The following is a 20,570-nucleotide window of genomic DNA, read 5'->3' as shown; positions in this document are numbered from 1 at the left end:
GATCGTGTGGCCATGACGTGCCCGAATGAGCCATCGTCTTATCCGACGGGGGAAGAGGGGACCTTCAAGTGAGGACGAAGCCGACTATGCGTAAGAGAATGCTTCGCTCGGTGCTTGTCGCCGCCTTCTCCGCCGTTGTGGCCTTCGGATCGCTGAGTGGCCTCTCGGGTGTGAACGGCGACAGTGCCTGGTCGAGTCCGGCCGCTACCGCGGCTGGGGGCGATACTCCTGTCCACACGGATGACAGCGCGTGGAGCTGACGTGACGACCCCACCCGACGACCGCTCCTTCCGTCGCGAAATGGCCACCGCCTACCGCTCCGGCTGGCACTTCATCGATCTGGTCACCGCCATCCCCCACCCTGGTGACTCGCTCATGGTGACTGTCTTCGGAGAACCGGTCGTCGTCACCCGGGACGAGGACGAGGACCTGCGTGCCTACCGGTGTCTGCGACGGCCCCGGGGGGCGCCGCAGCCGGTGCGCTGTGCCATCCGCTACGGAATGATCTTTGTGAACCTGGACCAGCGGGACCACGAGCAACTGGTGGACCCGGAGGTCCCGATGGACCGGACCATCTCAGCCACCCCCCGCAGTGCCTGACGCGATTCCCCCGTCGTAACAGATCGCTCAGGTACTTCCCCCCGCAGCGGCGTCACCGTGACCTGAACACGGTGACGCCGCTGCAGTTTTACGGGACATGTCAGGTTATCCCCCAGATCCCGCGCTGGCTGAAAACCGTCAGTCGCACCCGGTCAGCCGCGCCCCATGGCCCGCTCCAGTTCGATCTCGATCACCACCCGCGCCGGATTCGGCGCCGGGGTCCGCTCGTAGCGCTCGGCGTACCGCCGCTCGGCCTCCGCGATCCGCTCCGGCTCGGTGCGTACCCGCGCCCGCCCCTCCAGCGTCGCCCACCGCCGCCCGGCCACCTGGCACACCGCGACCCGCGCCCCGGCCGGTCCGGCGGCCAGCACATTGGCCACCTTGGTGCTCTTCTTGTTCGCGATCACCCGGGCCAGCCCCGCCTCCGGGTCGTAGGTCACCCCGACCGGCACCACATGGGGGCTGCCGTCCGGGCGCGGGGTCGTCAGCGTGCACAGGTGCCGCTCCCGCCAGAAGCTCAGATACGGCTCGTCGGGGGCACCCGGGTCCACGGAATAGCTCATGCCGCCGGAACTTAGCCGCCGGAACCTCCCGGCACCTACTCGATCCGTACCTTGAGTGGAATAGACTCAACTTTGTGTACGTTGGCTGAGTCAGCGTGGATAGGGCTCTCGACAGGAGGAGAAGTCGACCGTGGACGCAGAGCTGACCAACAGGAGCCGGGACGCCATCAACGCGGCCGGCAACCGGGCCGTGACGGAGGGCCACCCCGACCTCACACCCGCCCATCTGCTCCTGGCTCTGCTGCAGGGGCAGGACAACGAGAACATCACCGACCTGCTGACTGCCGTGGAGGCCGACCAGGCGGCCGTGCGCGCCGGGACCGAGAAGGTGCTCGCCGGCCTGCCCAGCGTCACCGGGTCCACCGTGGCGCCCCCGCAGCCCAACCGGGAACTGCTCGCGGCGATCGCCGAGGCGCAGGCGAAGGCCCAGGAGCTCGGGGACGAGTACCTCTCCACCGAGCACCTGCTCATCGGCATCGCGGCGAAGGGCGGCCCGGCGGCCGACGTACTCTCCCAGCAGGGCGCCACCGCCAAGAAGCTGCTCGAGGCGTTCAAGAAGGCAAGGGGAGGACGCCGGGTGACCACAGCCGATCCGGAGGGCCAGTACAAGGCCCTGGAGAAGTTCGGCACCGACTTCACGGCCGCCGCACGGGAGGGCAAGCTCGACCCCGTCATCGGCCGGGACCAGGAGATCCGCCGGGTCGTCCAGGTGCTGTCCCGCCGTACCAAGAACAACCCCGTCCTCATCGGCGAGCCCGGCGTCGGCAAGACCGCCGTCGTGGAGGGCCTCGCCCAGCGGATCGTCAAGGGGGACGTGCCCGAGTCGCTGAAGAACAAGCGGCTGGTCGCGCTCGACCTGGGCGCGATGGTCGCCGGGGCCAAGTACCGGGGCGAGTTCGAGGAGCGGCTGAAGACCGTGCTCGCGGAGATCAAGGACTCCGACGGGCAGATCATCACGTTCATCGACGAGCTGCACACCGTCGTGGGCGCCGGCGCCGGCGGCGACTCCGCCATGGACGCCGGGAACATGCTCAAGCCCATGCTCGCCCGCGGTGAGCTGCGCATGGTCGGCGCCACCACCCTCGACGAGTACCGCGAGCGGATCGAGAAGGACCCCGCGCTGGAGCGCCGCTTCCAGCAGGTGCTGGTCGCCGAGCCGACGGTCGAGGACACGATCGCCATCCTGCGCGGCCTCAAGGGCCGCTACGAGGCCCACCACAAGGTGCAGATCGCCGACAGCGCGCTGGTCGCCGCCGCCACCCTCTCCGACCGGTACATCACCTCCCGCTTCCTCCCGGACAAGGCCATCGACCTCGTCGACGAGGCGGCCTCCCGCCTCCGCATGGAGATCGACTCGTCCCCCCTCGAGATCGACGAGCTCCAGCGCGCCGTCGACCGGCTGAAGATGGAGGAGCTGGCGCTGAGCAAGGAGACCGACCCGGCCTCCCGGGAGCGCCTGGAGCGGCTGCGCCGCGACCTCGCCGACAAGGAGGAGGAGCTGCGCGGCCTGACCGCCCGCTGGGAGAAGGAGAAGCAGTCCCTCAACCGGGTCGGCGAGCTGAAGGAGAAGCTCGACGAACTGCGCGGCCAGGCCGAGCGGGCCCAGCGCGACGGCGACTTCGACACCGCCTCCAAGCTGCTCTACGGCGAGATCCCGACCCTGGAGCGGGACCTGGAGGAAGCCTCCGAGGCCGAGGAGGAGGCCGCGAAGGACACCATGGTCAAGGAGGAGGTCGGGGCGGACGACATCGCCGACACCGTGGCCGCCTGGACCGGCATCCCGGCCGGGCGCCTGCTGGAGGGCGAGACGCAGAAGCTGCTGCGCATGGAGGAGGAGCTGGGCCGCCGGCTGATCGGCCAGACCGAGGCGGTCCGGGCCGTGTCCGACGCGGTGCGGCGCACCCGCGCGGGCATCGCCGACCCCGACCGGCCCACCGGCTCCTTCCTCTTCCTCGGCCCCACCGGCGTCGGCAAGACCGAGCTGGCCAAGGCGCTGGCCGACTTCCTCTTCGACGACGAGCGGGCCATGGTCCGCATCGACATGTCGGAGTACGGCGAGAAGCACACCGTGTCCCGGCTGGTGGGCGCGCCTCCCGGCTACGTCGGCTACGAGGAGGGCGGCCAGCTGACCGAGGCGGTGCGCAGGCGGCCGTACTCCGTGGTGCTGCTGGACGAGGTGGAGAAGGCGCACCCGGAGGTCTTCGACATCCTGCTCCAGGTGCTGGACGACGGACGGCTCACCGACGGGCAGGGCCGTACGGTCGACTTCCGCAACACCATCCTGGTGCTGACCTCGAACCTCGGCAGCCAGTTCCTGGTCGACCCGATCAGCACCGAGCAGGAGAAGAAGGAACAGGTCCTGGAGGTGGTCCGGACCTCCTTCAAGCCGGAGTTCCTCAACCGCCTGGACGACCTGGTCGTCTTCTCGGCGCTCGGCAAGGACGAGCTGAGCCGGATCGCCCGTCTCCAGATCGACCGGCTGGCCCAGCGGCTCGCCGAGCGGCGCCTCACCCTGGACATCACCGACGAGGCCCTGACCTGGCTCGCCGACGAGGGCAACGACCCGGCCTACGGTGCCCGGCCGCTGCGCCGCCTGATCCAGACGGCCATCGGCGACCGCCTCGCCAAGGAGATCCTCTCCGGCGAGATCAAGGACGGCGACACGGTCCGCGTGGACACGTTCGGCGACGGTCTGATCGTAGGACCGGCGACCGGAAAAACGCTCTGAGCGGAAATCCGCCAACCGCAGGTGAACCATGCGGGGCGGGGCTTGCCACCCCCCTCCCCGCATGGGAGAGGATGGCGGGATCCGTACGAAGGGAAATACACGGTGAGCATCGACCCGTCCTCGATTCCGAACTTCGGGGGCCAGCCCGAGCCGCAGCCCCAAGGACCGGCGGGCCCCGTCGTCCCGGATCAGGACCTCGTGAAGCAGCTCCTCGACCAGATGGAGCTCAAGTACGTCGTCGACGACGAGGGTGACCTCGCGGCGCCGTGGGAGCAGTTCCGTACGTATTTCATGTTCCGTGGCGAGGGTGACCAGCAGGTCTTCTCGGTGCGGACGTTCTACGACCGCCCCCACCAGATCGACGAGAAGCTGCAGCTGCTGGAGTCCATCGACGACTGGAACCGGCGCACTCTGTGGCCCAAGCTGTACACGCACACCCACGACGACGGCACCGTCCGCCTGATCGGCGAGGCGCAGATGCTGATCGGCACCGGCGTCAGCCTGGAGCACTTCGTCTCCTCCACGGTCAGCTGGGTGCGCGCCGCCATCGAGTTCGACAAGTGGCTCGTGGAGCAGCTCGGCCTGGAGCAGGAGATCAACGGCACCGAGAAGCCCGAGGCCGACGAGGAGTAACCGGCCCGAGACCCATGGGAGCCCGCCCGGGGCACCGACCGTCACGGTCGCGTGCCCGGGGCGGGCTCTTGCCGTATGCGCCGGTCAGCCGTTCAGGTTCTTCAGGCGCTGCACGGCCTCCTGCAGCACCTCGGTCCGCTTGCAGAACGCGAACCGGACGAACGGCGCGCCCTCGTCCCGGTGGTCGTAGAAGACGGCGTTGGGGATGGCGACGACCCCGGCGCGCTCGGGCAGGGCGCGGCAGAAGGCGAAGCCGTCGGACTCGCCGAGGGGGCGGATGTCGGTGGTGACGAAGTAGGTGCCCGACGGGATGAACACCCCGAAGCCGGCGTCCCGCAGTCCCGCCGCCAGCAGGTCCCGCTTGGCCTGCATGTCCGCGCGGAAACCGGCCAGGTAGGAGTCGGGCAGCGCGAGCGCCTCGGCGACGGCGTGCTGGAAGGGCCCGGAGGCCACGTACGTCAGGTACTGCTTCGCCGAGCGCACGGCCGCCACCAGGCCGGGAGCCGCCGTCACCCAGCCGACCTTCCAGCCGGTGAACGAGTACGTCTTGCCCGCGGACCCGATGGTGACCGTCCGCTCGCGCATCCCGGGGAAACCGGCCAGCGGCAGGTGCTCGGCGCCGTCGAAGACCAGGTGCTCGTACACCTCGTCCGTCACCACCAGCAGGTCCCGCGCCACGGCGAACTCCGCCACCGCGGCCAGCTCCTCGCGGGTGAGGACCGTGCCGGTCGGGTTGTGCGGGGTGTTGATCAGCAGCAGCCGGGTGCGGTCGGTGACGGCGGCGCGCAGCTCGTCGAGGTCGAGGCGGAAGCGCCCCTGGTCCGGGCGCAGGGTGACCGGGACCCGGCGGGCGCCGGCCATCGCGATGCAGGCCGCGTAGGAGTCGTAGTACGGCTCCAGCGCCACCACCTCGTCGCCCGGCTCCAGCAGCGCCAGCAGGGACGCGGCGATCGCCTCCGTCGCCCCCGCCGTCACCAGGACCTCGGTGTCCGGGTCGAAGGACAGGCCGTACCGGCGCTCCTGGTGCGCGGCGACCGCCGCGCGCAGCTCGGGCACGCCGGGGCCCGGCGGGTACTGGTTGCCGCGCCCGTCGCGCAGCGCGCGCACCGCCGCCTCCCGGATCTCCTCGGGTCCGTCCGTGTCGGGGAAGCCCTGGCCCAGATTGATCGCTCCGGTGGTCAGGGCGAGCGCCGACATCTCGGCGAAGATCGTCGTTCCGAACGCGGCGAGGCTGCGGTTGAGGAAGGGACGCGCGCTTGAGGTCATGGCGGCCATCCTGCGCCCAAGCTCTGGAGTTCCTCAACTCTGCTTTGGGCCGTGAGCGGGAAGGGCATCTCCCGGTCACGCAGCTGGTGAGGCGCCCACGGGGGGCCGCTTCGGGGGAGCTGCACACGGAAGGAGGGTGACGTCATGCCCATGGCTATCGGCATCATCCTGGTGGTTCTGTTCGCGGGTCTGATCACGCTGGCGATCCTGGCTGCCGGTCGCCGGGAACCGGCACCCCGCAGCCGGCGCTCGTCCGGCCGGCACGACAGCAGCGACAGCGGCAGCAGCGGCTGGTGGGCCGCTGGAGGGGACAGCGGAAGCGCGTCGTGCGGCGGCGGGTCGTCCTCCTGCGGCGGGGGCGGCGGCGGATGCGGGGGAGGCAGCTGACACGGGGCAGCTGAGCTCCGCCAGGGGGAACCGCATCCGGATGACGGCGGGGCCCGCCCAGGAGGGCGGGCCCCGCCGCTGTGTCCGCGCTCCGGCGTACGACCCAGCCGACACGGCGCACGCGGGGATTGAACAGTTGCGCTGTGCAGCCCCCTGAGGGATGGAAACCCTACGAAGTTGGGTAAAAGGGCTGTGGTGGCGCCGCCGTTCATGATTCCCTCTAAACCCGACGCAGCCCTCGTACGCCCCGCGGCCACCCCCCTGACGCGCCGACCGGGCTGACGGGCCGTTCTCCCGGTGCCGACCGGGATGCGCCGGACCCCACCTCCCCCCATTTCTTTGCGTGCTAGCGGAGCCGATCCATGCTCACGACCCTGAACACCTCCTACACCGACACGCGCGCGGCCGACCTCGCCTGGGCCCTGGGGCGTGAGCCGCTCCCCGCACTGGCCACCCTCGACCTCGAACTGCACGGGGCGAAGCTCCAGTTGCGACTGCTCGGCGCGTCCCACCAGGTGCTCCTGGAGGAGGAGCGGGGCAGTTCCTCGGAGACGGTGGCCTGCATCCCGGGCAGCAGCACGCCCCTCCCGCTCGGCGTCGCCCAGCGCGCCGACGACTGGGAGTACGAGTTCGCCGCCCGCGTCGAGGTGCTGGCGCCGGGTCAGTTCGCGGGCCGCGCGCAGGAGTTGCTGACCCTGGTCGCCGACCATCCGCACGGACTGGTCGGCGTCTTCCCCGGCAGCCCCTACGCGTTCACCGCGATGCTGGCGCACTGGCGTGAGGGCCAGGTGCACTGGCGGACCTGGCACGCCTACCCGCAGGACGGCCAGTTGGTGGCGACCCGCAGCCGGGTCGGGGTCCGCGTTCCGGCGAGCGCCCTGAGCACATCGGGGGTTTGAGGCCGCAGTTCCACACGTGTGGGTGACGAAGCGTGGCGTGCCCGTGACGTAACGTCGCAGCGTGATCGAACCGCACGCGCCCGCCCCGCCCGCCGCCGCCCCGGCACCCTGGGGCGGCCCGGCGCGGCTGCCCGTGCGGCCGTCGACGGGCCGCTTCCTGGTCCTCGCGTGCGTCTTCGTCTGCGCCGCCTGCGGACTGGTGTACGAACTCGAACTGGTCGCGCTCGCCTCCTACTTGATCGGCGACTCGGTCACCCAGGCCTCCGTGGTGCTGTCCCTCATGGTCTTCGCGATGGGTCTCGGCTCGCTCGTCGCCAAACGCCTGCGCTGGCACGCCGCCGCCGGCTTCGGCGCGATCGAGACGGTCCTCGCCCTGGTCGGCGGGTGCAGCGCGCCGGTGCTGTACGGCGTGTTCGCCTGGACCGGCGACTGGGGCGGCCTCTGGGGCGAGGGACCCCGGGTGCTGCTGGTCGCCTTCTCGCTCGCCATCGGCCTGCTGATCGGCGCCGAAGTGCCGTTGCTGATGGAGCTGATCCAGCGCATTCGGCGCCAGGACGCGGGCGGGGCGGTGGCCGACCTGTTCGCCGCGGACTACGTCGGCGCGCTCGTCGGCGGTCTCGCCTTCCCGTTCCTCCTGCTGCCTCTGCTGGGCCAGTTGACCGGCGCCCTGATCATCGGCGCGGTCAACGCGCTGGCCGGCGGCGCCCTGGTGCTCGGCCTGTTCCGCGGCGACCTGACCCGGCGGGCCCGGCTGCTGCTGCTCGCCGGCAATCTCGCGGCCCTCGGCATCCTGGCCGCGGCGGCCGCCCACGTCGACGACTTCGAACGGGCCGCACGGCACGCGGTGTACGGCGCCGACGTCCGCGTGGCGGTCCAGACGGACGTCCAGGAGGTGGTCCTCACCGGCGGCACCGACGGCGACCCGGTCGACCTCTACCTCGACGGCCGGCTCCGGGTCAGCGGCCGGGACGAGCACCGCTACCACGAGGCCCTGGTCCACCCGGCGATGAACGGTCCGCACGAACGGGTGCTGATCCTGGGCGGTGGTGACGGGCTCGCGGCGCGGGAGGTGCTGCGGCATCCGGGGGTGCGCCGGGTGGACATCGTCGAGCTGGACGCGGAGGTGGTCCGGCTGGCCCGCGAGGACCCGGCCCTGAGCCGCCTCAACAGCCATGTCCACGCCGATCCCCGGGTCCGGGTCACCACGGCGGACGCGTTCCGCCATCTGCGCAGGCCGCCCTCGCTCCGGTACGACGTCGTCGTCTCCGACCTCCCCGACCCGGGCATCACGGCGAGCACCAAGCTGTACTCGCAGGAGTTCTACGGCCTGGTCCGACGGGTGCTCGCCGACGACGGACGCCTGGTGGTGCACGCGGGGCCGGTGGTGTCCCGGCCCGAGGTGTTCTGGACGGTCGAGGCGACGCTGCGGGCGGCGGGGCTGCGGACGGCGCCGTACTGCGTGGCGGGGCGGGACCACGGCTTCCCGGCGGGCCCGGACCGCTCCTCCGGGCGGGCGGACGCACCGTCCGACTGGGGGTTCGTCCTGGCGGCGAGGGGTTCCGCGCCGGTCCTGGGCCTGTCCTCCGGGGGGCCGCGCCTGCGCACCCTGACGGAGGCCCGCCTGCGGGAGGACGCGAAGGCGGCGCAGGTCTCGCGGGTACGGGGGCTGCCGACGTCCACGCTGGTGCATCCGCGCTACTGATTGCGCCGACGAGGGGTGCGACGGCGCCCGTCCTGGGTAGGCTCCGCTGACATGGAGCTTGACGTGTTCGTTCCGGTAGCCACGGCTCGTCTGCGGGAGGCGCTGTCCGACCCCGCGCGGGTCGCCCGGGCACTTCCCGGGCTCCAGCAGGACGCGGGCGCGGGGACCCCGATGAGCGGACGCCTGAAGGTCCGGGTGGGCGGCCACACGATCACCTACCGGGGCGCCCTGCGGATGGCACCGCGGGAGGACGGCGGGTACGCGGTCGAGGGCGAGGCGACCGAGGCGCGCGGGACGGGCTCGGTGAAGCTGTCCCTGACGCTGCGGGTGAGCGAGGCGGAGGACGGCTCGACCCTGACCTTCGACGCCACGGCGAAGGCGGACGGCCGCATCACCCAACTCCCGCCGGACCAGGTCGACTCGGCGATGACCAGACTGCTCCACCGCTTCGCGGAGAACCTGGCGACGACGCAATCCCAGCCGGAGCACCAGCCCACCCGCCCCGCACCCCAGGCCCCCGAGAACCCCGAACCCGCGCAGCCGGAGACCGCGCAGCCGGAGACCACGGAGCCCGCCGCCCCCGAACCCGAGGCCACGGAACCGGAGGCCGCGGAGCCCGCCGCCCCTGAGACCCCGGAGCCTGCAGCCGCTGACGTCCCGGAGACCCCGCCGGGCCCGCCACCGGCGGCGGAGGCCGAGGAGACGTCGCAGGCCGCCCCCGAAGCCGCGCACGCGCGCCGCACCATGATCGGCCGCAGCGCGGAGGAGGTCGACCACGCCCCGCCCCGCGGCCGCTACGCCCCCGTCCCCGCCCCCCAGTCCTCCGCACCGGCCTCCGCGCTCCGCTGGGCGGCCCCCGCGGCCGCGCTGGCCGTGGCCTCCGCGATCGTGGTGAGCCGCGCCCTGCGAAGACGCCGGTAGAGCTGGGGGCGCCGCAAGGCCCCGCCCCAGCCCTCGGCCCTCGGCCTCCACGCTCCGCTGGGCCGCTCCCACGGCGCGCCGGCCGTGGGCACCACCCCCGCCGCCACGCCCTCGTCCCGCCCCCGGTGCTCCTCCTCCCGCCTTCCCGCTTCGTTGGGCGGCGCCACGCCACCGCCCCGCGACCACCCAACGATCCCCGTCCCCCGCCTCCACGCTCCGCAGAAGACCCCAGCAGGACCGAGGTGGCGCGAAGGCCCCCTTGAACACCCCAGTAGGGTCGTCCCGTGAGTGACGAAGACATCACGCTGACCGCGGGTGACGCGGAGGTGACCGTACAGCCGGGCAAGGGCGGCCGGATCGGAGGGCTCCGCGTCGGTGGAGCCGAACTCCTGCGCCAGGGCGACCGGTTCGGGTGCTTCCCGATGGTCCCGTGGTGCGGCCGCACCAGGGACGGCCGCTTCCTGGACGGCGCCACCGTCGTCCAGCTGCCCCTGAACTCCCCGCCCCACGCCATCCACGGCACGGCACGCGACGGCGCCTGGCGCCTCGCCCGCCGGACGGCGGACGAGGCGGTGATGACGTACGACCTGGTGGACCCGTGGCCGCACAGCGGGCGGGTCACCCAGGTGGTGAGCCTGGCCGGGGACTCGTTGACGCTGACCATGTCGGTGGAGACGTACGAGGACTCCTTCCCGGCCCAGATCGGCTGGCACCCGTGGTTCAACCGCACCCTCGACGGCGCGGACGCCACCCTCGACTTCGCCCCCGCCTGGCAGGAGGAGCGCGGCGACGACCACCTGCCCACCGGCCGGCGCATCGACCCCGCGCCGGGCCCGTGGGACGACTGCTTCGGCATGCCGGACGGCGTGGACGTCACCCTCACCTGGCCCGGCCGGCTCGCGCTGCAGGTGACCAGCCGCGAGCAGTGGGTCGTCGTCTACGACGAGCAGGAGGCCGCCGTCTGCGTGGAACCCCAGACCGGTCCGCCGAACGGGCTGAACACGCACCCCCGCCTGGTCACCCCGCTGGAGCCGCTGGAGGCCACGACCACCTGGAGCTGGACCCGCCTCTAAGCTGTTCGGCATGACGGACGCACGTGGCGCACTGCTGCAACAGATCAAGGACAAGGCCGTGGTGCACGGCAAGGTGACCCTCTCCTCGGGTCTGGAGGCCGACTACTACGTCGACCTGCGCCGCATCACCCTCGACGGCGAGGCCGCCCCGCTGGTCGGCCAGGTGCTCCTGGACCTCACCGAGGGGCTGGAGTTCGACGCGGTCGGCGGCCTGACCATGGGCGCCGACCCGGTCGCCGCGGCGATGCTGCACGCGGCCGCGGCCCGGGGGCGGAAGGTGGACGCCTTCGTCGTCCGCAAGGCCGCCAAGGCGCACGGGCTCCAGCGCCGGGTGGAGGGTCCGGACATCGCGGGCCGCCGCGTGCTCGTCGTCGAGGACACCTCCACCACCGGCGGTTCCCCGCTGACCGCCGTGGAGGCCGTGCGCGAGGCCGGTGCCGAGGTCGTCGCCGTCGCCACGATCGTCGACCGGGCGACCGGGGCCGCCGAGAAGATCGAGGAGGGCGCCGGGGTGCCGTACCTTTTCGCGTACTCCAAGGACGAGCTGGGTCTGGACTGAGACGGCTCTCGGAGCATCACGGTTCGTCTGGAAGGATGGGCGCGACGACGACGATGTCGCCTCCCCAGGTCTAGGTCAGGGCCGTAAGTACGCAGAACGCAACCCGCACATCACAAGGAGCGGACACATGCCCATCGCAACCCCCGAGGTCTACAACGAGATGCTCGACCGGGCGAAGGCAGGCAAGTTCGCCTACCCGGCCATCAATGTGACCTCCTCCCAGACCCTGCACGCTGCGCTGCGCGGCTTCGCGGAGGCCGAGAGCGACGGCATCGTCCAGATCTCCACCGGTGGCGCGGAGTTCCTCGGCGGCCAGCACAGCAAGGACATGGTCACCGGCGCCGTCGCCCTGGCCGAGTTCGCGCACATCGTCGCCGCCAAGTACGACGTCAACATCGCGCTGCACACCGACCACTGCCCGAAGGACAAGCTGGACGGCTACGTACGCCCGCTGCTCGCGGTCTCCGAGGAGCGCGTGAAGGCCGGCCGCAACCCGCTGTTCCAGTCGCACATGTGGGACGGCTCGGCCGAGACCCTGGCCGACAACCTGGCCATCGCCCAGGAACTGCTGCCCCGCGCCGCCGCCGCGAAGATCATCCTCGAGGTCGAGATCACCCCGACCGGCGGCGAGGAGGACGGCGTCACCCACGAGATCAACGACGAGCTGTACACCACCGTCGACGACGCCCTGCGCACCGCCGAGGCCCTCGGCCTGGGCGAGAAGGGCCGCTACCTGCTCGCTGCCTCCTTCGGCAACGTGCACGGCGTCTACAAGCCGGGCAACGTGGTCCTCCGTCCCGAGCTGCTGAAGGACCTCCAGCAGGGCGTCGGCGAGAAGTACGGCAAGTCGAGCCCGTTCGACTTCGTCTTCCACGGCGGTTCCGGCTCCACCGCGGAGGAGATCGCCACCGCGCTGGAGAACGGCGTCGTGAAGATGAACCTCGACACCGACACCCAGTACGCCTTCACGCGTCCGGTCGCCGCCCACATGTTCCAGAACTACGACGGCGTCCTGAAGGTCGACGGCGAGGTCGGCAACAAGAAGACCTACGACCCGCGCACCTGGGGCAAGCTGGCCGAGGCCGGCATGGCCGCGCGCGTCCTCGAGGCCTGCTCGAACCTGCGCTCCACGGGTACCAAGATCAAGTAGTTCCCTGGTGCACTGCAGAGCCCGGCGCCTGTCTACGGCGCCGGGCTCGCTGTATACCTGGGGGCATGCCTGACGTCCGGATCTCCTCCGCGCAGGGCAAGTGGATCCTGCTCACGACCGTCCTCGGCTCCAGCATGGCCCTGCTGGACTCGACCGTCGTCAACGTCGCCCTCCCGCGGATCGGCGAGGACCTGGACGCGAACCTCTCCGCGCTGCAGTGGACGGTCAACGCGTACATGCTCGCCCTCGCCGGGCTGATCCTGCTCGGCGGCTCCCTGGGCGACCGCTACGGCCGTCGCCGGATCTTCGTCATCGGCGTGATCTGGTTCGCCGTCGCCTCGCTGCTGTGCGGGCTCGCCCCGAACGCCGAGATCCTGATCGCCGCCCGCGCCCTCCAGGGTGTCGGCGGGGCGCTGCTGACGCCCGGCTCCCTCGCCCTCATCCAGGCCTCCTTCCATCCCGACGACCGGGGCCGGGCGGTGGGCCTGTGGTCCGGTTTCGGGGGCGTGGGGGCGGCTGTGGGGCCGTTCCTGGGCGGCTGGCTGGTGGACGGGCCCGGCTGGCGGTGGGTGTTCCTGCTGAACGTGCCGCTGGCGCTGCTGTGCGTGCCGGTCGCGCTGCGGCACGTGCCGGAATCGGGTGGGGGCACCTCCCGCTCGAGCGGAGCCGAGAGTGGGGGAGGCACCAAGCACGGCCGCTTCGACGTGCTCGGCGCCGCCCTCGGCGCGCTGGCGCTCGCACTGGTGACGTACGCCCTGATCGAGTCGGACTGGATCAGCGCGGCCCTCGGCGTCGCCCTCGGGGTCGCCTTCGTCTACGTCGAGAAGCGGCGCCGCGACCCGATGATGCCGCTCGGCATCTTCGCCTCCCGCCAGTTCACCGCCGTCAACCTGGTCACGCTGTGCGTGTACGCGGCCCTCGGCGGGTTCTTCTTCCTCGCCGCGCTCCAGCTCCAGGTCGTCTCCGGCTACTCGGCCCTCGCCGCGGGTACGGCCCTGCTGCCGACGACACTCCTGATGCTGCTGTTCTCCGCCCGGTCCGGTGAGCTGGCCGACCGGATCGGCCCGCGGATCCCGCTGACCGTGGGCCCGCTGGTGTGCGCGGCCGGGCTGCTGCTGATGCTGCGGGTCGGCCCGGACCCCTCCTACGCGGCCGACGTCCTGCCCGCGGTCCTCGTCTTCGGGGCCGGCCTGGTCACCCTGGTCGCCCCGCTCACCGCCACCGTCCTCGCCTCCGTGGATGTCACGCGGGCGGGCCTGGCCAGCGGGATCAACAACGCGGCCGCCCGCGCCGCCGGTCTCATCGCGGTGGCCGCGCTGCCGTTGCTGACCGGGATGGGGGAGGACGCCTACCGTTCCCCGGACGCCTTCGACGACTCCTTCGGCCGGGCCATGCTGCTGTGCGCCGGGGTGATGGCGGTGGGGTCCGTGCTGGCCTTCGCGACCGTACGGCGGCTGCCGCCGGACTGCCGGCGGCCGGAGTGCCTCACCCATGGCTCGATCACCGCTCCGCCCCTGGAAGGGGAACGGGCCAAGGGACGCATCGGATAGCGGATGCCTCAGACTGGAGCCCATGACGATTCACGAGAACCTCCTCGGGGGCCCGCCCCCGACCCACCTCCCCGACGACCCGGAGCCCCGTGAGCTCCTCGCGTCCGGCACGGCCCCCGCGGATGTCGCCGCGCAGTACCCGACGTCCTGCCTGGCCTGGGCCCAGCTGGCCGACGAGGCGTTCGAGCGGGGCAGCGTCGTGGAGTCGTACGCCTACGCCCGTACGGGCTACCACCGCGGTCTGGACGCCCTGCGCCGCAACGGCTGGAAGGGCCACGGCCCGGTGCCGTGGGAGCACGAGCCGAACCGCGGCTTCCTGCGCGCCCTGCACGCCCTCGCCCGGGCCGCCGGTTCCATCGGCGAGCAGGAGGAGTACGAGCGCTGCACGCAGTTCCTGAAGGACTCCTCCCCGGCGGCCGCCCAGACGCTGGGCTAGTCCGCCGCCGGACGGCGCCTCGAGTGCGGGTCCGGCTGTGATCCAGTCGGGCCTTGCACTTTCCGGGGGACACACCGGAGGATTCGGGTGGGGACCGGGGCCCCCGTGTCGGTAACGGCAGGGGCGGACCGCTACCCGGAGTTACCACAGGAGACAGCGATGTCCCAAGAGGCTCACGAGACGAACGAGCCCGAGACCCCGCATCTCGACTTCGCCGGCACGACGCCGTACGAGGACTACGTCAAGGCGGATGTCCTCACCCACCTCCAGCACACCCTCTCCGACGACCCCGGAGAGATGGTCTTCCTGGTCACCACCCAGGTCATGGAGCTGTGGTTCACCGTCGTGGTCCACGAGTGGGAGACCGCCGCGCACGCCCTGCGCGAGGACCGGGTGCCGGTCGCGATCGACGCGCTGAAGCGCTCGGTGCGGGAGCTGGAGGCGCTGAACGCCTCCTGGAAGCCGCTCGGCCAGCTCACCCCGGCCCAGTTCAACTCGTACCGCTCCGCGCTCGGCGAGGGTTCCGGCTTCCAGTCGGCCATGTACCGCCGGATGGAGTTCCTGCTCGGCGACAAGTCCGCGTCCATGCTCGTCCCGCACCGCGGCGCGCCCCGCGTCCACGCGGAACTGGAGAAGGCGCTGCACGAGCCGAGCCTGTACGACGAGGTGCTGCGGCTGCTGGCGCGGCGCGGGTACGCGATCCCCGAGGAGGTGCTGAAGCGGGACGTCTCGCAGCGCTACGAGCCCTCCGACGCGGTCGAGGCCGCCTGGACCGCCGTCTACTCCGGCGACGCCGGAGACGAGGTCGCCCGGCTGGGCGAGGCGATGACCGACGTCGCCGAGCTGGTGTGGCGCTGGCGCAACGACCACCTGGTCGCCACCCGGCGCGCGATGGGCTCGAAGACCGGGACCGGCGGCTCGGCCGGGGTGGCCTGGCTGGAGAAGCGCGCCCGGAAGAACGTCTTCCCCGAGCTGTGGACGGCGAGGTCCTATGTCTGAGCTGTCCGCGCGGGCGGAGAAGCTGGACGCGGCGGACGAACTCGCGCACAAGCGTGCCGAGTTCGTGCTCGACGAGGCCGTCTACCTGGACGGGAACTCGCTGGGCGCCCTGCCGGCGAACGTGCCGGACCGGGTCGCGGACGTGGTCGCGCGGCAGTGGGGCGCCCTGCGCATCCGGTCCTGGGAGGAGAGCGGCTGGTGGACCGCGCCCGAGCGGATCGGCGACCGGATCGCCCCGCTGGTCGGGGCGGCGCCGGGGCAGGTCGTGGTCGGCGACTCCACCAGCGTCAACGTGTTCAAGGCGCTGGTGGCGGCCGTGCGGATGGCGGGGGAGGGCCGCGACGAGATCGTCGTGGACGCCACCACATTCCCCACGGACGGCTACCTCGCCGAGTCGGCGGCCCGGCTGACCGGCCGCACGCTGCGCCCGGTGCGTCCCTCGGAGGTGGCGGGGGCGCTCGGCCCGCGGACCGCCGCGGTGCTGCTGAACCACGTCGACTACCGCACGGGCCGGCTGCACGACCTGCCGTCGCTGACGTCGGCGGTGCACGCGGCGGGCGCCCTGGTGGTCTGGGACCTGTGCCACAGCGCGGGCGCGCTGCCGGTGGACCTGGACGCGCACGGCGTCGACCTGGCGGTGGGCTGCACGTACAAGTACCTGAACGGCGGACCGGGTTCACCGGCCTACCTGTACGTGCGGCACGACCTCCAGCCCCGCTTCGACTCCCCGCTGCCGGGCTGGAACTCCCACGCGGAGCCCTTCGGCATGCGCGGCGACTACACACCGGCCGACGGCGCCCTGCGCGGCCGGGTCGGCACCCCGGACATCCTCTCCATGCTCGCCCTGGAGGCGGCGCTGGACGTCTGGCAGGACGTGTCGATCGCGTCGGTACGGGCCAAGTCGCTGGCGCTGACGGACTTCTTCCTGGAGTGCGTGGCGCAGTACGTCCCGGCGGGACGCGTGGAGTCGCTGACCCCGGCCGCCCACGAGGAGCGCGGCAGCCAGGTCGCCCTGCGCTGCCCGGACGCGGGCACGGTGATGGAGCGGCTGATCGAGCGGGGAGTGGTGGGCGACTTCCGGGCGCCCGACGTCCTGCGCTTCGGCTTCACGCCGCTGTACGTCGGGTTCGCGGACGTGGAGAAGGCCGCGCGGACGCTGGGCGGACTGCTCGCCTGACCCCGGGGGCGGGGTGGGACGGCGCCCACCCCGCCCCACAGAACCGTTTACCCCTCACCCAGCGTGACATCCCCGTGTCCGCGCACGTCACGGGCCTGGTACCGTCCCGCCAACGGCCGAGGGACTCACCTGGTCCGCCAACATCATTCCGCCGTTGAGAGGTTGGAGCATGCCGGACGACGCTGCCGCAGCCCGGGCCGCCGCAGAGGAGCAGTCGGCCTTCTCGCATCCGCCTGTCGCCCCGGACGCCACCGCAGCGTACGGCGACCACCCCGACCAGGTGATCGACTTCTACGCACCGCGCACCGACGCCCCCCTCGCCCCCCTGGTGGTCGTCCTGCACGGCGGCGCCTGGCGCGCCCCCTACGACCGCCGCCACATCACGCCGTTCGCCGGTTTCCTGGCCCGCCGGGGCTTCGCCGTGGCCAACGTCGAGTACCGCAAGGGAGCGGAGGGCGCGACCGAGCTGGCCGGGCGCTGGCCCGACACCTTCGACGACGTCGCCGCGGCCCTGGACGCCCTCCCCGCCCTGGCCCGCGAGGCCCTCCCGGGCGCCGACTCGCGCCGCACCGTCGTCACCGGCCACTCCGCCGGCGGCCATCTCGCGCTGTGGACGGCGGCCCGGCACCTCCTGCCCGCCGACGCGCCCTGGCGCACCGCGGGCCCGCCCCTCCTGCGGGGCGTGGTGGCCCTCGCCCCCATCGCCGACTTCACGGTCGCCGACAAGCTCGGCGTCTGCGACGGCGCGGCCCGTCAACTCCTCGGCGGCGACGAGGGGTTCGCGCAGCGGCGGCCGTACGCCGATCCCGCGCTGCTGCTGCCCACCGGCATCGCCACCACCCTCGTCCAGGGCCGTACGGACGTGGACGTCCCGCAGCTGGTCGCCGAGTCCTACGCGGACGCGGCGGCGAAGGCGGGCGAGGTGGTCGGGCTGACGCTGCTGGAGGACGTGGGCCACTTCCCGCTGATCGACCCGGCGGCGGACGCCTGCGCGGTGGTGGCGGAGGAGATCGCCCAGCTCGCCTGGTGAGCGCGGGGGACGGCCGTAGTACTTGAGACGGACCCCGCGAGACCCTTCTCGCAGGTGACGACGGCGACCCGGGCCTGCGCCTACCGTGCTCCACGTGACCGAGACGACCAGCAAGACCCACAGCCCGGAGTTCCGGCTGGCCGCGGACGCCCTGCGCGGGCTGCGGCGGGACCTGTTCCACGACGCCTTCGCCTACCGTCCGCTGCCCCGGATGCGCGTCGACGGCCCGCTGACCCGGCGGCTGCCCGGCCCGCTGCGGGAGTACGCGGCCTGGCTCCCGCACGCCGTGATCGTCGCGGCGGCCCTGCTCACCCTGCCGCTCGGCACCATCGACACGGGCAGCCCGTGGCTGCTGGCCGGTCCGCTCTGCGCGCTCCCCGTGCTGCTGACCCTGGTGCGGCCCGTCGGGGCGTTCTGGCTGTCCATGGCGGCCACCCCGGTCCTCGGGGTGCTGGGCGGCAGCTGGGGCGACTGGCCGTGGACGGCCGGGGCCTTCGCCAGCCATCTGGCGGTGCTGACGATCGTGGCCGTGCGCACCAGGCCCCGCACGGCGGGGTGGATGTGGGTGGTGACGGCGCTGTACGGCGCGGTGGCGGAGGCCTCCGGATACGGCCCGAGTTACTACTACTACAGCACCAACACCGGCCCCATGCTGGTCGTCTCCGCGCTGGTCCTGCTCTGCGTCTCCGTCTGGCACATCCGCCGCGACGCCGAGCAGGAGGTCACCGCGCAGCAGACCGAGACCGCGCAGGAGCGCTCCAAGCGCACCCTGCTGGAGGAGCGCACCACGATCGCCCGCGAACTGCACGACGTGGTCGCCCACCACATGTCGGTCGTCGCCATCCAGGCCGAGGCCGCCCCGTACCGGGTCGAGAACCCGCCGCCGGAGCTGGAGCGCGCCTTCGCCACCATCCGGGAGAACGCGGTGGCGGCCCTGACCGAGCTGCGCCGCGTCCTGGGCGTCGTACGCGCCGAGGACTACGAGGCCCCCGACGCCCCGCAGCCCACCCTCGGCGACCTCGACGCCCTGCTCGCCAATGTGCGCGACGCCGGTCTCGGGGTCGAGAAGACGGTGACCGGCGCGGTGCGTGAACTGCCGCAGGGCGTGGAGCTGTCGGCGTACCGAATAGTGCAGGAGGCGCTGAGCAACACCCTGCGGCACGCGCCCGGCGCGAGTGCGAAGGTCGAGATCGGTTACGTCCTCGGCGGCCTGGGCCTGCGCGTGGTGAACACCCCGCCCCCGGCACCCGCCCTGGTCAAGCCGTCGCCCGGGGCCGGACACGGCATCACCGGCATGCGCGAGCGGGTGACCATGCTGAACGGCGACATGACGGCCGCCCCGACGGACGACGGAGGCTACGAGGTGACCGTGTTCCTGCCGGTCGTGACGCCGGGCGAGGATGCCGCATGACGATCCGTGTGCTGATCGCGGACGACCAGATGATGGTGCGCGAGGGCTTCTCGGTCCTGCTGAACGCGATGCCGGACATCGAGGTCGTCGGCGAGGCGGTGAACGGCAGGGAGGCCGTGGCCAAGGTCCGCGAACTCGCTCCCGACATCGTCCTGATGGACATCCGCATGCCCGAACTGAACGGCATCGAGGCGACCCGGGAGATCGTGGCGGCCGACGCGGCGGCGAAGGTGCTGGTGCTGACCACCTTCGACCTGGACGAGTACGTCTACCAGGCCCTGCGGGCCGGCGCCTCGGGCTTCCTGCTGAAGGACGCCTCGGCCCGCCAACTCGCCGACGGAGTACGGGTGGTGGCCTCCGGCGAGGCCCTGCTGGCCCCCTCGGTCACCCGCCGTCTGATCACGGAGTTCTCCAAGCTCTCCGACACCCCGCGGTCCTTCTCCGGGGCCCGCGCGGCCTACGGCGACCTCACCGAACGCGAGACGGAGGTCCTGGTGCTGATCGCGCAGGGCCTGTCCAACGCGGAGATCGCCGAGCGCCTGGTGGTGGCCGAGTCGACGATCAAGACGCATGTCAGCCGCGTCCTGGTGAAGCTCGGCCTGCGGGACCGCACCCAGGCGGCGGTGTTCGCGTACGAGGCGCGCCTGGTGACGCCGGGGTGATCAGGCGAACAGGGCGGCGGGGATCATCAGGAGGATGAGCAGGAGCATGAGGCCGCCGAGGCCGGCGAAGAAGATCAGCGGAAGCAGCATGACCCCGCGGCCGATGAGCTGGTCCCGGGGGGCGCCGCTGAAGGGGTCGTGGGGGTCGTAGACGACCTCGAGCCGGTCACCGCGGTAACCGGGGGACGGGTACCCGTACTCCTTGCCGTTGAGGTCGGTGAACGCGTACATGTGCATCCCGTCGTGGTAGCCGTCGTACTGCGCCAGCACCGTCACGCCGTGTCTGGGCAGCCGCCAGGCCGGCTTGTCGAACGGGGTCAGGCGCACTCCGACGTGGACGCAGGCCGCGCCGAGAGGTCCGCACATCCAGATCAGGAAGATCATCTCGGCGTCGCCGGTGAGCGTGAGCAGCACCGTCTCCCCGGTGAACACGAGGATCACCGCGAGCCAGCCGAGCCGGATCGCCCGCCGCAGCCGGACCTTGCGGCGCTCGTCGTCCAGGGTCCGGACGGTGACGAGGGCCGAGCCGTCGACGGCGGGGCCGGAGCCGTCCGGCAGGGCGGCGTTGATGGCTCCGGCGAAGGCGTCGGCGGCGGCCTCGCCGACGTCGTCGAGCCGGTGCACGGCCGGCCGGCTCCCGTGCGGCGCGGTCAGCACGACCTCGACGGACCGGCGCTCGCTGCGGACCTGGGCGACGGCCGCGAGGGGTATGCGGTGCTCCTGTTCCCGCACCCGCAGGACCAGGACGGACCCGTCGAGCTGGAGGGAGGTGTTCTTGCGGCCCCGCAGCACCGGAACCGACGGCATGATCGACATGGGCGTGA

20 protein-coding genes are annotated in these 20,570 nt (G+C 72.3%); 17 read left to right on the top strand and 3 right to left on the bottom strand.

The window, feature by feature from the left end:
- The first annotated feature begins 261 nt into the window (after positions 1–261).
- The gene (locus M8H82_RS27445; RefSeq protein WP_250077740.1) at positions 262–600 is read left to right on the top strand and encodes a hypothetical protein; all 339 of its coding nucleotides are present in this window, start codon (positions 262–264) and stop codon (positions 598–600) included.
- Positions 601–752: 152 nt separating this feature from the next.
- Here the strand turns inward: M8H82_RS27445 and M8H82_RS27440 are convergent, their stop codons facing one another.
- Positions 753–1,163 carry a pyridoxamine 5'-phosphate oxidase family protein gene (locus tag M8H82_RS27440; RefSeq protein WP_250077739.1) on the bottom strand — a complete coding sequence of 137 codons (411 nt, stop codon included), beginning with the start codon at positions 1,161–1,163 and terminating at the stop codon, positions 753–755.
- Between the two features lie 130 nt (positions 1,164–1,293).
- Between M8H82_RS27440 and clpB the strand changes: the two genes are divergently transcribed.
- Positions 1,294–3,891: an ATP-dependent chaperone ClpB gene (gene clpB / locus M8H82_RS27435; protein ID WP_250077738.1), complete on the top strand. Its 2,598-nt coding sequence runs from the start codon at positions 1,294–1,296 to the stop codon at positions 3,889–3,891.
- Between the two features lie 102 nt (positions 3,892–3,993).
- The gene (locus M8H82_RS27430) at positions 3,994–4,524 is read left to right on the top strand and encodes a YbjN domain-containing protein (RefSeq protein ID WP_250077737.1); all 531 of its coding nucleotides are present in this window, start codon (positions 3,994–3,996) and stop codon (positions 4,522–4,524) included.
- A gap of 84 nt (positions 4,525–4,608) precedes the next feature.
- On the opposite strand, the gene M8H82_RS27425 is transcribed toward M8H82_RS27430, so the two are convergent.
- Positions 4,609–5,799 carry a pyridoxal phosphate-dependent aminotransferase gene (locus tag M8H82_RS27425; RefSeq protein ID WP_250077736.1) on the bottom strand — a complete coding sequence of 397 codons (1,191 nt, stop codon included), beginning with the start codon at positions 5,797–5,799 and terminating at the stop codon, positions 4,609–4,611.
- 135 nt (positions 5,800–5,934) lie between these two features.
- Here M8H82_RS27425 and M8H82_RS27420 point away from each other — a divergent pair, with 135 nt between their 5' ends.
- The 14 genes from M8H82_RS27420 (at position 5,935) to M8H82_RS27355 (ending at position 19,746) form a co-directional block, all read left to right on the top strand.
- A complete protein-coding gene (locus M8H82_RS27420) occupies positions 5,935–6,177 on the top strand; it encodes a hypothetical protein (RefSeq protein WP_250077735.1) in 243 nt (80 codons plus the stop codon).
- Between the two features lie 362 nt (positions 6,178–6,539).
- Positions 6,540–7,076 (top strand): DUF2617 family protein, encoded by a 537-nt coding sequence (locus M8H82_RS27415; protein ID WP_250077734.1) that lies wholly within the window; start codon positions 6,540–6,542, stop codon positions 7,074–7,076.
- Between the two features lie 61 nt (positions 7,077–7,137).
- Complete coding sequence (locus M8H82_RS27410; RefSeq protein WP_250077733.1) at positions 7,138–8,778, top strand: polyamine aminopropyltransferase; 1,641 nt, start codon at positions 7,138–7,140, stop codon at positions 8,776–8,778.
- A 51-nt stretch (positions 8,779–8,829) separates the two neighbouring features.
- Positions 8,830–9,699 (top strand): SRPBCC domain-containing protein, encoded by an 870-nt coding sequence (locus tag M8H82_RS27405; protein WP_250077732.1) that lies wholly within the window; start codon positions 8,830–8,832, stop codon positions 9,697–9,699.
- A gap of 284 nt (positions 9,700–9,983) precedes the next feature.
- Positions 9,984–10,772 (top strand): aldose 1-epimerase, encoded by a 789-nt coding sequence (locus M8H82_RS27400; protein WP_250077731.1) that lies wholly within the window; start codon positions 9,984–9,986, stop codon positions 10,770–10,772.
- A gap of 10 nt (positions 10,773–10,782) precedes the next feature.
- Positions 10,783–11,331, top strand: coding sequence for an orotate phosphoribosyltransferase (pyrE, locus tag M8H82_RS27395; RefSeq protein WP_250077730.1), 549 nt, complete (start codon positions 10,783–10,785; stop codon positions 11,329–11,331).
- Between the two features lie 127 nt (positions 11,332–11,458).
- The gene (fbaA, locus tag M8H82_RS27390; protein WP_250077729.1) at positions 11,459–12,481 is read left to right on the top strand and encodes a class II fructose-bisphosphate aldolase; all 1,023 of its coding nucleotides are present in this window, start codon (positions 11,459–11,461) and stop codon (positions 12,479–12,481) included.
- A gap of 65 nt (positions 12,482–12,546) precedes the next feature.
- Positions 12,547–14,031 carry an MFS transporter gene (locus tag M8H82_RS27385; protein ID WP_250077728.1) on the top strand — a complete coding sequence of 495 codons (1,485 nt, stop codon included), beginning with the start codon at positions 12,547–12,549 and terminating at the stop codon, positions 14,029–14,031.
- A 22-nt stretch (positions 14,032–14,053) separates the two neighbouring features.
- Positions 14,054–14,467, top strand: coding sequence for a DUF3151 domain-containing protein (locus M8H82_RS27380; RefSeq protein WP_250077727.1), 414 nt, complete (start codon positions 14,054–14,056; stop codon positions 14,465–14,467).
- A gap of 159 nt (positions 14,468–14,626) precedes the next feature.
- Positions 14,627–15,466 (top strand): tryptophan 2,3-dioxygenase family protein, encoded by an 840-nt coding sequence (locus tag M8H82_RS27375; protein ID WP_250077726.1) that lies wholly within the window; start codon positions 14,627–14,629, stop codon positions 15,464–15,466.
- Positions 15,459–16,643 carry a kynureninase gene (gene kynU / locus M8H82_RS27370; RefSeq protein ID WP_250077725.1) on the top strand — a complete coding sequence of 395 codons (1,185 nt, stop codon included), beginning with the start codon at positions 15,459–15,461 and terminating at the stop codon, positions 16,641–16,643. The genes M8H82_RS27375 and kynU overlap by 8 nt, the downstream gene beginning before the upstream one ends.
- 169 nt (positions 16,644–16,812) lie before the next feature.
- Positions 16,813–17,673 carry an alpha/beta hydrolase gene (locus tag M8H82_RS27365; protein WP_250077724.1) on the top strand — a complete coding sequence of 287 codons (861 nt, stop codon included), beginning with the start codon at positions 16,813–16,815 and terminating at the stop codon, positions 17,671–17,673.
- Positions 17,674–17,758: 85 nt separating this feature from the next.
- Positions 17,759–19,084 (top strand): histidine kinase, encoded by a 1,326-nt coding sequence (locus tag M8H82_RS27360; RefSeq protein ID WP_250077723.1) that lies wholly within the window; start codon positions 17,759–17,761, stop codon positions 19,082–19,084.
- A complete protein-coding gene (locus M8H82_RS27355; RefSeq protein WP_250077722.1) occupies positions 19,081–19,746 on the top strand; it encodes a response regulator transcription factor in 666 nt (221 codons plus the stop codon). The genes M8H82_RS27360 and M8H82_RS27355 overlap by 4 nt, the downstream gene beginning before the upstream one ends.
- Here M8H82_RS27355 and M8H82_RS27350 read toward each other — a convergent pair whose 3' ends face one another.
- Positions 19,747–20,562, bottom strand: a complete 816-nt coding sequence (locus M8H82_RS27350) for a hypothetical protein (protein WP_250077721.1) — start codon at positions 20,560–20,562, stop codon at positions 19,747–19,749. It lies immediately after the preceding gene.
- Positions 20,563–20,570: the final 8 nt, after the last annotated feature.

This window comes from Streptomyces sp. YS415, assembly GCF_023544665.1.
Lineage (GTDB): Bacteria > Actinomycetota > Actinomycetes > Streptomycetales > Streptomycetaceae > Streptomyces.
Note: the sequence above shows the minus strand (reverse complement) of the source record. Positions and strands in the feature narration are given on the sequence as shown.

Excerpts from the sequence above, each read along its gene's own strand:
- M8H82_RS27365 (WP_250077724.1), top strand. The coding sequence starts at position 16,813 with ATGCCGGACGACGCTGCCGCAGCCCGGGCCGCCGCAGAGGAGCAGTCG.
- fbaA (WP_250077729.1), top strand. The coding sequence starts at position 11,459 with ATGCCCATCGCAACCCCCGAGGTCTACAACGAGATGCTCGACCGGGCG.
- M8H82_RS27425 (WP_250077736.1), bottom strand. The coding sequence starts at position 5,799 with ATGGCCGCCATGACCTCAAGCGCGCGTCCCTTCCTCAACCGCAGCCTC.
- M8H82_RS27415 (WP_250077734.1), top strand. The coding sequence starts at position 6,540 with ATGCTCACGACCCTGAACACCTCCTACACCGACACGCGCGCGGCCGAC.
- kynU (WP_250077725.1), top strand. The coding sequence starts at position 15,459 with ATGTCTGAGCTGTCCGCGCGGGCGGAGAAGCTGGACGCGGCGGACGAA.
- M8H82_RS27355 (WP_250077722.1), top strand. The coding sequence starts at position 19,081 with ATGACGATCCGTGTGCTGATCGCGGACGACCAGATGATGGTGCGCGAG.
- M8H82_RS27385 (WP_250077728.1), top strand. The coding sequence starts at position 12,547 with ATGCCTGACGTCCGGATCTCCTCCGCGCAGGGCAAGTGGATCCTGCTC.
- M8H82_RS27420 (WP_250077735.1), top strand. The coding sequence starts at position 5,935 with ATGCCCATGGCTATCGGCATCATCCTGGTGGTTCTGTTCGCGGGTCTG.
- pyrE (WP_250077730.1), top strand. The coding sequence starts at position 10,783 with ATGACGGACGCACGTGGCGCACTGCTGCAACAGATCAAGGACAAGGCC.
- M8H82_RS27405 (WP_250077732.1), top strand. The coding sequence starts at position 8,830 with ATGGAGCTTGACGTGTTCGTTCCGGTAGCCACGGCTCGTCTGCGGGAG.
- M8H82_RS27440 (WP_250077739.1), bottom strand. The coding sequence starts at position 1,163 with ATGAGCTATTCCGTGGACCCGGGTGCCCCCGACGAGCCGTATCTGAGC.
- M8H82_RS27380 (WP_250077727.1), top strand. The coding sequence starts at position 14,054 with ATGACGATTCACGAGAACCTCCTCGGGGGCCCGCCCCCGACCCACCTC.
- M8H82_RS27350 (WP_250077721.1), bottom strand. The coding sequence starts at position 20,562 with ATGTCGATCATGCCGTCGGTTCCGGTGCTGCGGGGCCGCAAGAACACC.
- M8H82_RS27375 (WP_250077726.1), top strand. The coding sequence starts at position 14,627 with ATGTCCCAAGAGGCTCACGAGACGAACGAGCCCGAGACCCCGCATCTC.